This window comes from Bombella saccharophila (genome assembly GCF_026385475.1).
Lineage (GTDB): Bacteria > Pseudomonadota > Alphaproteobacteria > Acetobacterales > Acetobacteraceae > Bombella > Bombella saccharophila.
Genome location: NZ_JANIDW010000001.1, coordinates 286,703 through 300,404, shown reverse-complemented (window position 1 = coordinate 300,404; position 13,702 = coordinate 286,703). Strand labels below are relative to the sequence as shown.

Annotated in this window: 14 protein-coding genes; all 14 read right to left on the bottom strand. The window is 53.1% G+C overall.

Annotated features, from left to right (window positions below; genetic code table 11):
- Window position 1 precedes the first annotated feature (1 nt).
- Window positions 2-421, bottom strand: coding sequence for a 3-hydroxyacyl-ACP dehydratase FabZ (fabZ, locus tag NQF64_RS01330; RefSeq protein ID WP_099026342.1), 420 nt, complete (start codon window positions 419-421; stop codon window positions 2-4).
- A gap of 168 nt (window positions 422-589) precedes the next feature.
- Window positions 590-1,633 carry a UDP-3-O-(3-hydroxymyristoyl)glucosamine N-acyltransferase gene (gene lpxD, locus NQF64_RS01325; protein WP_099026105.1) on the bottom strand — a complete coding sequence of 348 codons (1,044 nt, stop codon included), beginning with the start codon at window positions 1,631-1,633 and terminating at the stop codon, window positions 590-592.
- A gap of 18 nt (window positions 1,634-1,651) precedes the next feature.
- On the bottom strand, window positions 1,652-2,569 hold the full coding sequence (locus tag NQF64_RS01320; protein ID WP_266106224.1) for an OmpH family outer membrane protein: 918 nt from the start codon (window positions 2,567-2,569) through the stop codon (window positions 1,652-1,654).
- Window positions 2,570-2,623: 54 nt separating this feature from the next.
- Window positions 2,624-5,128 carry an outer membrane protein assembly factor BamA gene (gene bamA / locus NQF64_RS01315; protein ID WP_266106223.1) on the bottom strand — a complete coding sequence of 835 codons (2,505 nt, stop codon included), beginning with the start codon at window positions 5,126-5,128 and terminating at the stop codon, window positions 2,624-2,626.
- 226 nt (window positions 5,129-5,354) lie between these two features.
- A complete protein-coding gene (rseP, locus tag NQF64_RS01310; RefSeq protein WP_266106222.1) occupies window positions 5,355-6,443 on the bottom strand; it encodes an RIP metalloprotease RseP in 1,089 nt (362 codons plus the stop codon).
- Window positions 6,443-7,618, bottom strand: a complete 1,176-nt coding sequence (gene dxr, locus NQF64_RS01305) for a 1-deoxy-D-xylulose-5-phosphate reductoisomerase (RefSeq protein ID WP_266106221.1) — start codon at window positions 7,616-7,618, stop codon at window positions 6,443-6,445. Before dxr ends, rseP begins: the two co-directional genes overlap by 1 nt.
- Before the next feature lie 89 nt (window positions 7,619-7,707).
- Window positions 7,708-8,475 (bottom strand): phosphatidate cytidylyltransferase, encoded by a 768-nt coding sequence (locus NQF64_RS01300; protein ID WP_266106220.1) that lies wholly within the window; start codon window positions 8,473-8,475, stop codon window positions 7,708-7,710.
- Window positions 8,472-9,158 carry a polyprenyl diphosphate synthase gene (gene uppS / locus NQF64_RS01295; protein WP_155573489.1) on the bottom strand — a complete coding sequence of 229 codons (687 nt, stop codon included), beginning with the start codon at window positions 9,156-9,158 and terminating at the stop codon, window positions 8,472-8,474. The genes NQF64_RS01300 and uppS overlap by 4 nt, the downstream gene beginning before the upstream one ends.
- A gap of 68 nt (window positions 9,159-9,226) precedes the next feature.
- Window positions 9,227-9,793, bottom strand: coding sequence for a ribosome recycling factor (frr, locus tag NQF64_RS01290; RefSeq protein ID WP_099026109.1), 567 nt, complete (start codon window positions 9,791-9,793; stop codon window positions 9,227-9,229).
- Between the two features lie 51 nt (window positions 9,794-9,844).
- A complete protein-coding gene (gene pyrH, locus NQF64_RS01285) occupies window positions 9,845-10,582 on the bottom strand; it encodes a UMP kinase (protein WP_099026110.1) in 738 nt (245 codons plus the stop codon).
- Window positions 10,583-10,676: 94 nt separating this feature from the next.
- The gene (gene era, locus NQF64_RS01280) at window positions 10,677-11,618 is read right to left on the bottom strand and encodes a GTPase Era (protein WP_099026111.1); all 942 of its coding nucleotides are present in this window, start codon (window positions 11,616-11,618) and stop codon (window positions 10,677-10,679) included.
- Window positions 11,611-12,363 carry a ribonuclease III gene (gene rnc, locus NQF64_RS01275; RefSeq protein ID WP_266106219.1) on the bottom strand — a complete coding sequence of 251 codons (753 nt, stop codon included), beginning with the start codon at window positions 12,361-12,363 and terminating at the stop codon, window positions 11,611-11,613. The genes era and rnc overlap by 8 nt, the downstream gene beginning before the upstream one ends.
- Window positions 12,363-13,202 carry a signal peptidase I gene (lepB, locus tag NQF64_RS01270; RefSeq protein ID WP_266106218.1) on the bottom strand — a complete coding sequence of 280 codons (840 nt, stop codon included), beginning with the start codon at window positions 13,200-13,202 and terminating at the stop codon, window positions 12,363-12,365. Before lepB ends, rnc begins: the two co-directional genes overlap by 1 nt.
- A 67-nt stretch (window positions 13,203-13,269) precedes the next feature.
- A complete protein-coding gene (gene acpS / locus NQF64_RS01265) occupies window positions 13,270-13,701 on the bottom strand; it encodes a holo-ACP synthase (RefSeq protein WP_266106217.1) in 432 nt (143 codons plus the stop codon).
- Between the last annotated feature and the right edge of the window lies 1 nt (window position 13,702).

Genomic DNA, 13,702 nt, shown 5'->3' with positions numbered 1-13,702 from the left:
GTTAATCCACAATCATCGCACTAAACGATGCCTCAGCAACAACCACGCCATCAACCTTCGCTACACCACGGAAACGCCACACCGTCCCACGCGCGCGCTCCTTGTTAACATAAATGCGCAGTTGATCCCCCGGCCCAACAGGACGGCGGAACTTCGCGTTCTCCACCGTCATGAAATAGACCAACTTCCCCTCGAAAGCCTTCCCGAGCGTTAACACAACCAAGGTTGCCGCTGTTTGTGCCATCGCCTCAATAATAAGCACACCTGGCATGACAGGACGTGCCGGGAAATGCCCTTGGAAGAAAGGCTCGTTCACCGTTACATTTTTAATGCCAACTGCCGATTCCGCAGCCTTGATATCCTCCATCTTGTCTAACAAGAGGAACGGATAACGATGCGGAATCGCCTTCATAATCTGCATCACATCTACGCTCTCAGGCACGTGATGTGTTTGCTCAGTCGCCTCTCCCACCTATCTCATCTCCTGGCTTTCATGTGATAGAACGCAATCAGCCTCCCATCTACCAGGTGAGAGGCGCAATGTTCGCTTCTTCTACCAAAGAAATGCCAAAACACCAATCGGGGAATATCATTTCCGAGAGAGCTTCCTTAATGTTGCCACATTACGAAAAAACTCTCGAAACGGCATCGCCGGACTACCAATCACATCCGCACCGGCATCCACATCATTCATAACACCGCATTGCGCACCAATCCGCGCTTTACGGCCAATATGGATATGACCAATTAGGCCCGCCTGTGCCGCAATCGTCACAAAATCCTCAATAACGGTAGAGCCAGAGACACCAGCCTGCGACACAACGATGCAACAACGACCCAGCTGCGCGTTATGACCTATCTGCACCAGATTATCGATGCGTGTCCCCGCCCCAATCACCGTATCACGCATTGAGCCACGATCAATGGTTGAGTTCGCCCCCACTTCCACCCCATCACCCAGCACAACACGGCCTAGCTGCGGTACGGTTTCAAACCCTTCTGGCCCAACGGCAAAGCCAAAACCATCTTGGCCAATCCGCGCACCAGGATACAAAACCACGCGTTCTCCCAATAAGGCATGGCTAAGCGAAACATGCGCCCCAATCCGACACCCTGCCCCTATAACAACATGGTCCCCTACCGAGGCATGTGCGCCGATCACACAGCCATCACCAAGGCTCACCCCATCGCCAATAACGGCAAAAGGTCCGATCTCCACTTGCTTACCGATTTTGACATCTTGGCCAATAACAGCCGTCGGATGGCACTTAGCCTGCACCGGCGGGGCAGGATGAAATAAGCGCGCAACACGGGCCCAAAGCAAATAGGGCTCGCGGCTTATCAGAGCGGTACAGCCTTTGGGGACTTTATCAACAAAAGCAGGCCCTAGCACGACCAGCCCGGCCCCCGTTGTCTCCAACAATGGGAGATAACGACGATTATCACAAAAACTAACATGCTGCGGCCCTGCCGCATGGAGAGGGGCAACCCCCTCAAATAATGTCTCCGCCGTAGCAGGGCCCAAAGCTTCCGCCCCTGTGACCTCCAACAATCGTGCTAAAGAGAAAGGCCCTGAACGCGTAAAAAAACGAGAATCACCTGGTAGTTGACTCTGCTGCCCTTCCCGCGTCATACCCGCGCCCCCCTTTAATTAGTGACGCCGTACGACAGAGCCCGCCCCCGGTGCCTGCGCTGTCGCAGCTGGCTGTTGGGCCGCTTGCATCAGGCGTTCTTCATCCGCCGTAGTAGGCATTTTCCCTGACTTTGCCAGGACTTCCGGGTCCACACCATCGGCAGGGATAAAGACATGAGGCAGCACTTTATTCAAACGATCTGCCACTTCCTCCGTAATATCCTGGCCATCTACATGCAAGACCGCCTGCTCAGCATGAAGAATCAGATTCATACCATGTGCAGCAGCCACTTTTGCAATAATGCCATCGCGTTGTTCCAACACGCGTTCAATCTGATGGAAAGCAACCTGATACGCTTCCTGAATAATCCGCGCCTGATTGCTGAAATCACGCTGATCTTTTGCCCTGCGCTCTTGCAAATGGCGCACCCGCAATTGAAGCTGATCCGATGTTAAGCTCCGCGCTTGTACTTGTAATTTCTGCTGTTCTGCACGCCACGCGGCCTCTTCCTTCTGCACCAAACGCGCTAGGCGATCACGCCGCTCACCAAGCACTTGCTGCATTTCCTGAGCCGCGGTGGAAAGCTGCATAACCCCCTGCACGCTAATCAAGCCCAAAGTAACAGCTGGTGGTGGAGCTTCCTTTGGTACGGCTGGCGATGAAGGAACAGCCGGCAAAGGCAAAATAGGTGGCGTTTGCGGGGCTTCACTTTCGTTCCCATCAGGCGAAGCGTCCTCCGCCTCCCCCATATCCGGGGCATCAACAGGTGCAACAGGAGCCACCGCCCGATGATGGGTTGCCGGTGGCGCGGAAGGCTGAGCCGCTTTAGGCACAAACCACGCCCCATTACCATTATTATCCGCCGCGTTACCTAGCCCCAGCGGAAGAAAGACCAAAGCACTCGCAGCGAGTAAAGACAAAGAAAAGCGCAACATGAAACCCTCTTATCTAAATAAATATCAGTTTAAAGGAACGTCTCTTCCGTTTTCTTAAAACTGTTGCCCAAAACCAAAACGGATCGGATACAGGCGGTCCCCCCTCTCGCGATGGATCGGCACAGCACCATCAATATTAACCAAACCGAAGGGGCTCTTCCACGAAATACCCAACCCACCTGAAACACGCGGTGTCATCGTGCTACCACCGATTGGCGTATAATAGGGGTCGTTAAAGTTACGATAATGGTTACGATTCTTCACACGTTTACCTGAGAGGCTACCAGCATCAATAAAACCACGACCAGAAATACCGAGACTTTCACCAAACGGTAACGGGAAGTTCAGCTGAGCTGATGCTGTGTACATGAAGGTACCACCCAGCAAATCATCCTGCCCTGCACCTGGGCAAAAGCCATTACGGGCTTGGGCAAGAGTATTATTCGCAGTACCCGGGTGACACGGAGCGCGATAATGGGAGCTACGCGGCCCCACACCACCTTGCAAGAAGCCACGCAAGTTCTCACCACCGAGATAGAAATTATCAACGATGTTCCTATCCCCGCTGGAGCTCCAGTCATGCATATAACCCACGCCGCCTTTAAACTGGAGGCCCCAATTATGCGTTCCTGTTAAATCATCCAACGGTACATAATAGGCACCATTTGCCTTCACGCGGTAATATTTTTCATTACCACCTAAGCCAGCAAACTCCCCACCAGCACTCACAACATAACCAGAGCGCGGGCTCATGCGGTTATCACGCCGGTCATATGTAATCGTCGTGCCAATCTGCGATAGCAAAGACCAACCCGCTGCATTACGCACATAGACAGAAGGCGTATCATCCTGCCAGCCTGCATAATCCTGATTCGGCACACCATTACCCACATGACGGTCCACCACCGTGTACGTCCAGGATTGGGAAAGATAGCGGTTATAAGCGTAGCCTAGACGGATAGAGGCACCATACTGGCCCTCATTATAGCTCTGATACGTTTGATAATTATTCTGGACCGTATAAATATCAAACCCGGCAACAAAGTTACGGCCTAAAAAGTAAGGGTCTGTAAAAGACAAGTCTGCTTGTTTCTCGTAATACGCAACCGTGCCGGAGAAGCCAGCATCCACGCCTGTCCCCAGCAGGTTATGCTGCTTGAGCCCCACATTCCCCATCACACCGGCATCTGTCGAGTACCCACCACCAAGGGAGAACTCCCCTGTTGGCTTCTCCACCACATTAGCACTAACATTGACCTTATCTGGTGCAGAGCCCTGGCTTTGGTCCACATTTGTACTGCTGAAATAGCCCATATCTTGCAGGGCCATCTTCGTATATTTGCGGTTAAAGGGCGTGTAAGCATCCCCCTCGACCATGGGCAGATTACGGCGGATGACATGGTCACGCGTAACGGTATTCCCGTTAATATCAATCCGCTCCACATAGACATGCGGACCCTCCACAATATCGAAGAGCAGATCCACCAGCTTTTTCTCTGGGTTGCGGGCAATCTCTGGACGGACCATCGCAAATGGATGGCCGTTTGCCTGCAACCATTCCTGCATATCAGTTGCATTATCTTGCACGGCTGTGCCGTCATAATACTGGTTTTTATAAACCTCGATATGCTTCTTCACCATCTCTGGAGTGACATGATGCACGTTAGAGCGCACGCCAATCTTATTCAGCTTATAGCGCGGCCCTTCATGAATCGTGAAGGTAATGTAGAAGCTTTTATGATCAGGTGATAACTCACCCGTTGAGTCGACAATATGAAAATCTACAAAGCCATTCCGCAGATAAAAACGCCTCAACAGCTCGGCATCATAGCGGACACGCTCTGGATTATATTCATCCGAGGAGGAAAAGAACCGATACCATGCAGCCTCTTTAGAGGAAATAGCGTGAGACAATACAGCCTCACTATAGGTATTATTCCCCACAAAAGAGATTTTCCGCACTAAGGTCTGGCGTGCTTCATTGATATTAAAAATCACATCCACACGATTATGCGACAACCGAATCACCTGCGGGACTACAGTCGCCCCATAACGCGCACGGGCGGCATACATGTTCAAAATCTTCTGACGGTCCGCAGCAACAATCTGCGTTGAGAACACTGCCCGAGCACGCAAGCTAATTTCTTTGCGCAAATCAGCATCCTTAAGAGTGTGGTTACCCTCAAAGACGATCCGATTCACTACCGGATTCTCTACTAAATTAACAACTAATGTATTGCCCTGACGTTGCAAGGTAACATCCCGGAATAACCCAGTTGCATATAATGTTTTTAATGACCGATTGAGTGCATCACGGCTAAAGCTATCACCAGGTTGTACGACCAGATAAGACAGGACGGTACTCGTCTCAATCCGCGTGTTACCACGGACGTCGATAGACTGAATCATCCCCCCTAACGGGACAGGAGCAGCCTCCGCCTTATTTGCCACCGAACGCGTATGCCCACGCCCATGGCTACCTAAAGGCGCAGCCTGTGCAGCACTAAGCAGGGTTGGTGCCGTACAGACAGACGCCAGCAGAGCCAGTCGAACGGCCATCGGCCGAAAGCTTTTTGTACGCAATCCTGACAAAACCGGTATTCCTCGTCTCAAAGTTCTACAAACAGCCACCCGCATCATTTTGATGCAAGCTGTTCACCATAGTCCCATACGCCATAGCGCAACCCATCGCAGCCCTTTAACCACATAATGACTAAAGACCCACTTATCTCAGTTATAAAACGCTACCCAAGTATGACCTTTTCCCTCATTGAAGGGGCAAAAATCAACCCCTATGTGCAAACAACCAATGAAAAACGCCCAACCCTCTGAGATCATTCACTGTTGAAAAGACAAAAAGAGCCACAACGAGCAATAATCCAAATTGCAACGCATAGCCCTGTGTCCGTTCTGATAAAGGACGACCCAAGATAGCCTCGCATCCATAGAACAGCAAATGCCCACCATCAAGCATTGGCACAGGAAACAGATTAATCAAGCCTAAATTAAGCGACAAAAGTGCCACAAATCCAATCGCACTTGCCATCCCATAATCCACCGCTTGGCCGGACATATGAATAATGCCAATCGTCCCCGAAAGCTGCTTCGCACTCCGCTGCCCACTGACGATCTGCCAAATGCCTTCCAGCATATTAGCACACATATCCCATGTTTGCCCAAAAGCAGCGGGAATAGCCTTATAAACAGGCAAGGGTGCCCCATGCTTTAACATAAAGCCCACACCTAAACGGCCGACCTCATGCCCATCTTGTGTGAGACGATCCAACGTCACGGGGAGTTCTAGCTCTTTGCCCTCCCGCATCACGCTAACCTGCATCACCGCCCCCGGATGAGCCGCTACTTGTGCTTGGATATCACCAATGCTGAGGATACGATGCCCATCCAGCTTGGTAATCTCATCACCTAGCTTTAGACCAGCACGGCTAGCAGCACCATTAGGGGCAAGGCTACCAATATCGGGCTTTGCCTCTGGTTTGCCGAAGCATGAAAGCAAAACAGCAAATAATATGATGGTCAGTAAGAAATTAAACACCGGCCCTGCGACGGTTACAAGCGCACGGGAGAGGACGGACTTGCGGTTAAAGGCGTTCTCATCACCTTCCTCAGCGGGGGCATCAGGACGATTCTCAAAGCCATGCAGCTTAACATATCCCCCCAATGGCAAGAGGCTAATTTGCCATTTTGTCCCCACCCGATCTTGCCATGATGTCAGAACTGGGCCGAAGCCAATGGAGAATACATCCACCTGCACCCCACGCCAGCGCGCAGCCAAATAATGCCCCATCTCGTGAACGAACACGACAATCCCAAAGACAACCAACCCGGCAATAACAGTATGTACGGTATGCATCATCAGCTCATACGCTCCATTTGCTCACGGGCGAGGGCGCGACCACGTTCATCCCAATGATAAATATCCTCCAAAGAGGTTGGCTCTGGATTCTCGGGCATAGCCTGCAAACTTGCCTCAATAAGCTGGCCAATACCGAGGAAACGAATCTTCCCTGCTAAAAACGCCTCAACGGCAATCTCATTCGCTGCGGAGAACACCGTTGGGGCCACACCGCCTGCTCGCAATACTTGGCGGGCTAGACCGAGGGGACGGAAACGATCCTCATCAACGGCCTCAAACTCCATCCGGCCAAGCTTTACAAAATCCAACCGCTCGCATTTTGTCTCCATCCGCGTAGGGGCCGCTAATGTGTGAGCGATGGGAATCCGCATATCAGCCGTACCCATCTGGGCTACAAAGCTCCCATCACGAAAACACACCATCCCATGCACGACCGATTGCGGATGAACCAGAACATCTATCTGATGCTCCGGCAGCGAAAAGAGGCGTGCGGCCTCAATGACCTCTAACCCTTTATTGGCCATAGAGGCTGAATCAATCGTAATCTTCGCCCCCATAGACCATGTTGGATGCTTTAAAGCCTGCTCTGGCGTGGCTTTGGCCATCTCCTCCTTGCTCGCCCGGCGGAATGGCCCGCCAGAAGCGGTAAGGACGATCTTCTCCACTAAAGACATATCCGCCCCGCCGAGGGATTGGACAATCGCATTATGCTCGGAGTCAACTGGCAGCAACTCTGCCCCGGCATCGCGCACGGCCTTGAGCATGACCTCCCCCGCGCAAACGAGGGCTTCTTTATTGGCTAAAGCGACCTGATGCCCATTTTGCACCGCCGCCAATGTAGGGGCGAGACCCGCCGCCCCTGTGATGGCGGCCATGGTCCAATCTGCCTCTAACGCGCCTGCCTCAATCACAGCTTGCCGCCCTGCTGCGACCTTTGTAGATGTCCCGGCTAGACGCTCTTTAAGCTCGGCATAATGGCTCTCATCATTTAAGACGGCCAGCTCCGCATTTAACGCACGCGCTTGCTCTGCCAAAAGAGCCGCATTCCGCCCACCTACCAGAGCCCGCACTTGGATGGACTCTGCCTGCGTTTTTAAAAGGTCAACGGTAGAAACACCAATACTGCCCGTGCTGCCTAATACGCTGACCCGCCGCCGCTCAGAACCTCCACCCATAAACACCCTCTCCTTTAATTGTTCCATCATCTCGCATAAAAGCCTCTGCCCTATAGCAGATCACCCACCAAATCCTTAAAGAAATAAGTCTAAAATAGCGTCCAAAAGGCTGCCTGACCGCTGCATAGAGCAAACAATCCCGCAATGGGGGCTGCCAGTAACAGCGCATCTAGCCTATCTAGCAACCCGCCATGACCGGGAATCAGCTTACCCGAGTCCTTTACCCCTAAACGCCGCTTAAAGGCACTCTCCATCAAGTCCCCACATTGGGCCGCAATGGCTAAAATGCCCCCCATAAGACAGGCACTAGCAGACCAACCCGCCCCCGCAGCATGAGCAATGACCCCGCCCATCACCACAGCTCCTATAATCCCTCCGATAGAGCCAGAAATGGTCTTACCAGGGGAGATCGCTGGGGCAAGCTTAGGCCCACCAATCAAACGGCCCGTCGCATAAGCGCAACTATCACTCGCAATCACGGCAAATATGACAAAGAGTGTCTCATACAAGCCTTCTGGGCGACTACGCAGCCATAAAAGCGCAATCCCCCCAAAGATGGAGACCAACACCGGCCCGCAAGTGGAGAGGCCAAACAAAAGACTCGCCCCCACCAAAGACGCTACAGCCAACCATTGCCCCTTGATCGCGATCAGCCCCGCGCAAAGCGGCCATAACATCAACAAGACACCACGCAGAGTTTTCATCCGTTGGCCGAGCAGGCTTTCACCCTCCCAGACCAGACCAATCATAACCAGAAGCACTAATGCCCGGTACACCCATCCGCCCGACCATAAGCAAAACAGCACGATAGGCACTAAAACGAGGCTAGAGAGAATACGCTTTTGCAGCTCCGTCATGATGGCCGTCCCCCAAATCGCCGTTGGCGGCTTTTATAATGCTGGAGAACCTCTGCAAAATCAGCCTCGCTAAAATCCGGCCAGAACACATCAAGAAAAATCAGTTCCGCATAGGCAGACTGCCATAAGAGAAAGTTGGACAGGCGTGCCTCTCCACTTGTACGGACCACAATATCCGGGTCTGGGACATCATGTGTCTGCAAAGCGGAGGCAAAGCGGCCCTCATCAATCGCTTCTGGCTGTAATGTCCCGGCTTTTACTTGCTCTGCCAAAGCACGCGCACTTGCGGCAATTTCTGCACGCCCCCCGTAAGACAAAGCCAAAATGAGCGTTAGCCGCGTATTCTGTGCGGTTTTATCTTCCGCACGGCGTAACTCTTTACAAAAAGCTGCCCCAAAACGCTCAGGCTCACCAATAATCCGCAGCCGTACCCCTTGCTCATCCAGCTCCTTAAAGCGATGGCGCAAGTAAAATTGCATCAGACCGGTAAGGTCCTTGATCTCATCACCAGAGCGCCGCCAATTCTCGGAGGAGAAAGCATAAAGGGTGAGATACTTCACCCCATTTTGTATGGCAGCCCGCACACAACGCTGCACAGCCTCCCCACCAGCGCGGTGGCCCTGCACTGTAGGTAAGCCGCGCTGCTGCGCCCAACGCCCATTGCCATCCATAATCACAGCCATATGGCGCGGCACGGCGGGAACATCCTTAGCAGATGATGAGAGGGAAGAAGCCACCACGACTCTAGCGATCAGACCTGCTTAATATCGCGCTCTTTATCAGCAAGCAGCGTATCAACCCGGCCAATATAATCATCGGTTAGTTTTTGGATGGCAGCTGTCCAGACCTTCAGGTCATCTTGGCTAATATCGCCATCCTTCTCTAGCCCTTTGGCTTTATCCATCCCATCACGGCGGACACCACGCACAGCAACACGTCCGCCTTCGGCATAGCGTGCCGCGGCTTTGGCCATCTCATTGCGACGTTCTTCCGTCAATTGAGGGATGGGTACACGAATCGTCTGGCCCTCAGCGGCAGGGTTCAGCCCCAGCCCGCTATCGCGAATCGCTTTCTCAACAGAGGACACAACGCTAGCATCCCATACGGAGACTGTTAACATACGCGCTTCTGGCACAGCGACAGAGCCAACCTGCGAGAGCGGCACAACAGAGCCATAAACCTCCACCCGCACCGGCTCCAACAAATTAGGGCTAGCCCGACCAGAACGCAGGCCGGAGAGGTCTCGCCGCAAACTCTCTATCGCGCCTTCCATGCGGCGTTTTAGGTCATCTAGCAGGGTGTTTAATTCTGTACTCATAACATGCTTCCTCAAAAACCACTCTTTTAAACGCGCTTAGCGCGTCTTACCTCAGCCTTCAACAATGCGCGTAAAGGGTCCTTCCCCCTTCATCGCCGCAGCAAAGGCACCCGGTGCATGAATGTTAAAAACAATAATGGGCAGCGTATTCTCGCGCGCAAGGCTCACAGCGGCAGCGTCCATAACCTTCAGGTTACGTGCTAAAGCATCCATATAGGTAAGCTGCTCATACCGCGTGGCTTCAGGATTGCGGCGTGGGTCGTCAGAGTAAACACCATCAACCTGCGTCCCTTTAAAGAGGGCATCGCACTCCATCTCATTTGCGCGTAACGCCGCGGCGGTGTCGGTCGTGAAGAAAGGATTGCCCGTCCCCGCAGCGAAAATAACAACCCGCCCCTTCTCCATATGCCGCAAAGCGCGCCGCCGGATGTAAGGCTCAGCGATAGACGCCATATGAATAGCCGTCATCACGCGGGTTTCAACCTCGCGCTTCTCCAACGCATTTTGCAGCATGAGCGCATTAATGACCGTTGCCAACATCCCGGCATAATCGCCCTGTACGCGGTCCATCCCCTTTGCCGCTGCGGCTAACCCGCGAAAGATATTGCCGCCCCCAACAACAAGGCACACCTCCCCTCCCATCGCGACCACGGCGGCAATATCGGCCGCAACCATATCCACCATCTCCGGGTCTACACCGGCTGTCCCTTTGCCCATAAGGGCCTCACCGGAGACTTTGAGGAGAACACGTTTATAAGGGAAGGAGGGGTTTTGTGGGGCGGGGCTCATAATCGTAACGGCTCTCTAACTGGTGGTACCCTAATATGTGTTAAGTCCTCTCATACAGAGCCAACCTTATGGGAACAAGAGATACTCGCGCCCTTCAGCTATGATCAGCAAGACCAAGGGCACGGAGACGGGCTGTTTCTTCATCCCATGCTGCGCGTTCCTTCACATTCAGGAAAAGATGGCACGGCGCGCCAAGCAAGCCTGATAGCTGCTTTCGCGCCCGCATCCCAATCTCCCGGATGCGCTGGCCGCGCTCGCCAATCAAAATCGCTTTATGACCAGACCGCGAGACATAAACTGTTACATCAATACGGATTGACCCATCAGGCCGCACTTTAAACGATTCCGTCTCCACAGTGGCATGGTAAGGAATCTCCTCATGGGTCTGTAAAAACACCTGCTCCCGCACAATCTCAGCCGCAAGAAAGCGGTCAGGCAGGTCCGTTAGGTCATCCTCTGGATAATGGTATGGCCCTACGGGTAAGGCCTTGGCCAGCCCATCTAACAACCCATCCACCCCATCACCAGAGCGCGCACTGACCATATACACCTCCTCCACCCGCAGCACATCCGTAACGGCTTTGGTCAGAGGGAGAAGCTGATCATGGGCGATGAGGTCGGTTTTATTCAGCACCAACCAGACAGGGCGTTTGCTTTCCTTTAGCGTGGTGATGATGTCGCGGATTTCATCCGTCAAACCGATGCGGCTATCAATCAATAAAAGGCTTAAATCAGCATCTTGCACACCGCTCCAGGCCGCTTTTACCATCGCGCGGTCCAACCGCCGGCGAGGTTTAAAAATCCCCGGCAAATCCACAAACACAATCTGCGCTGCCCCACGCATGACAATGCCTAAAGTCCGAAAGCGTGTTGTCTGTGCTTTAGGGCTAACGATGGAAAGCTTGGTCCCCACGATATAATTCATCAAGGTGGATTTACCAGCATTAGGAGCCCCTACTAGAGCCACAAACCCGCAACGAGCCACACCATCATGAGCGGGGGATAATGTCTCTGGATGGGTAAAAGCCTCAGTCATGGTCCACCTCCCGTCCTAGCTGCTGTAACAACGCTTTTGCAGCAGCACTTTCTGCCGCGCGTTTACTGCCCCCCTGCCCAACACCGACCTGCCCTAGCGCATGCACTTCCACACAAAATACAGGCGCATGAGATGGCCCCTCAGCAGACGTCAGCTCATAATGCGGCAAAGCTTCCCCACGGCCTAGCAAAAACTCTTGTAATAACGTTTTAGGCTCTTTATGCGGCTGGCCGCTCCGCTCAATATCCCTATCCCATAAGCGGCGGACAACATGTCGTGCAGGCTCCAGCCCAGCATCAAGATATAACGCCCCTAAAAGGGCCTCCATCCCATCAGCAAGGACACTCGCTAACTCGCGAATCCCAGCATGTTCCTCATGTTGGGCAATTTGTATAGCCTCAGAAAGTTCAATCCGCTCCGCAATGCGGGCTAAAACAGGGCGTGAGACCAAATGTGCATGGCGCGCACCTAAGGCCCCTTCTTGCTCCTCTGGGTACCGCTCAAACAGCCATTCAGCCATAAGCAAGCCCAAAACACGGTCACCTATAAACTCCAACCGCTCATTAGAGCCCTGCCCACGGGGCTTCTTTACGCCCTTTTGGTCCTTCTTCTGTCCCCGATTCCGCCCTGCCCTCCGAGGCACGGCAGAGCGATGGGTCAGAGCTTCATGCAGCAGAGCTGAATCCTCAAAATGATGATTCAACTTAGCTTCCACAAGGCGAACAGCGTCCTCTCGTGTCATCATTAGTCGATACCGTGTAAGAAGCGGCCCCACCGAATCTCCACAGGCCAGTACCAAAATTGCCATGCTGGATGGCGCATCTCTACAGAGAAAAGAACAATCTTCGCCTTACCCACCAGATTTCCTATAGGGACGAATCCAAGGTCATGCCCGCTACTATCACTGAGATACGCATTCCCCGGTGGGGCCGCACACGCCCCTGTCTCACGCCCCCCTTGGAAGCGGCTATCAGAGCTATCATCTCGATCATCCCCCATAGCGAAAAGACAGCCCTGCGGGACGATATATTCCGGCGTATTATTAGCGAGGTCATGGTCACGCATTTTCAAAATATCATGCGCAACAACGTGACCATCCTCCCGTGGTATCATCTCACGATAACGCGTGCCAGAAAGCACATAGCCGCGCTCATCCTGCACGCTATAAGGGCCTTTATCCTGCCTTGGCACGGCCTGCCCATTGATGAACAGCCGCCCCTCCTCCATACGAATCCGGTCCCCCGGCAAGCCAACAATACGCTTAATATAATCAATGGAGGTATTCTGCGTATAACGGAACACCGCCACATCCCCACGATGAGGCATACTGGCAAAATAACGCCCAGAAATGAAAGAAGGCGACATCGGGAAGGAATAGCGGGAATAGCCGTAGCTCATCTTAGAGACAGCAACAAAATCCCCCACTTGCAGCGTAGGCACCATAGAGGCGGAAGGAATATTAAAAGGCTCCACCAATAAAGACCGCACAGCCACAATCAGCACAATCCATAGGATAATCTGCCGAATAGAGGCCCCAAGGCTCTCCTTCTGCTCTGATGGCTCTAATGGTGTCTCTGCGCTCATATCTCTCTATATCCTAACTCTAACCCACCCGGCATAGCCTGCTTGGCCTGTGGGGTCATGCGTTAATTTACCGTGCTGCGCTTTTCTCTACGTAACTTAGAGGGACAAGCTGTATCAAAACCTGTGCCATTGCGAGAGGGGCGTCATCACTCATACTCACCAAAATCTCAGCATAATGGCCCGCTGGCGTACGCTTTTGCAAAAGAGCCGCAGCCTTACCAGAGAGACTCATAAGCGGCGCACCCTTCGCGTTACGCTCCACGGCTATATCCTGCATCTGCACGCCCTCGGCAAAGCCTGTCCCCAAAGCTTTAGCACAAGCCTCCTTTGCGGCCCAACGCTTGGCACAAGCCCCCGCTTGGGCCGTAGGGGCGAGGCTGCGTATGTAAGATTGCTCCGCTGGCGTAAAAACACGCTGCAAAAACGCCTCCCCATGCCGCGCCAAGGCTCCCTCTATCCGCGCTATGGCACAGACATCCACCCCAATACCCAAAATCATA

Excerpts from the sequence above, each read along its gene's own strand:
- frr (WP_099026109.1), bottom strand. The coding sequence starts at position 9,793 with ATGAGTACAGAATTAAACACCCTGCTAGATGACCTAAAACGCCGCATG.
- dxr (WP_266106221.1), bottom strand. The coding sequence starts at position 7,618 with ATGGGTGGAGGTTCTGAGCGGCGGCGGGTCAGCGTATTAGGCAGCACG.
- bamA (WP_266106223.1), bottom strand. The coding sequence starts at position 5,128 with ATGGCCGTTCGACTGGCTCTGCTGGCGTCTGTCTGTACGGCACCAACC.
- NQF64_RS01320 (WP_266106224.1), bottom strand. The coding sequence starts at position 2,569 with ATGTTGCGCTTTTCTTTGTCTTTACTCGCTGCGAGTGCTTTGGTCTTT.
- NQF64_RS01300 (WP_266106220.1), bottom strand. The coding sequence starts at position 8,475 with ATGACGGAGCTGCAAAAGCGTATTCTCTCTAGCCTCGTTTTAGTGCCT.
- rnc (WP_266106219.1), bottom strand. The coding sequence starts at position 12,363 with ATGATGACACGAGAGGACGCTGTTCGCCTTGTGGAAGCTAAGTTGAAT.
- lepB (WP_266106218.1), bottom strand. The coding sequence starts at position 13,202 with ATGAGCGCAGAGACACCATTAGAGCCATCAGAGCAGAAGGAGAGCCTT.
- uppS (WP_155573489.1), bottom strand. The coding sequence starts at position 9,158 with ATGGCTGTGATTATGGATGGCAATGGGCGTTGGGCGCAGCAGCGCGGC.
- era (WP_099026111.1), bottom strand. The coding sequence starts at position 11,618 with ATGACTGAGGCTTTTACCCATCCAGAGACATTATCCCCCGCTCATGAT.
- fabZ (WP_099026342.1), bottom strand. The coding sequence starts at position 421 with ATGCAGATTATGAAGGCGATTCCGCATCGTTATCCGTTCCTCTTGTTA.
- rseP (WP_266106222.1), bottom strand. The coding sequence starts at position 6,443 with ATGATGCATACCGTACATACTGTTATTGCCGGGTTGGTTGTCTTTGGG.
- acpS (WP_266106217.1), bottom strand. The coding sequence starts at position 13,701 with ATGATTTTGGGTATTGGGGTGGATGTCTGTGCCATAGCGCGGATAGAG.
- pyrH (WP_099026110.1), bottom strand. The coding sequence starts at position 10,582 with ATGAGCCCCGCCCCACAAAACCCCTCCTTCCCTTATAAACGTGTTCTC.
- lpxD (WP_099026105.1), bottom strand. The coding sequence starts at position 1,633 with ATGACGCGGGAAGGGCAGCAGAGTCAACTACCAGGTGATTCTCGTTTT.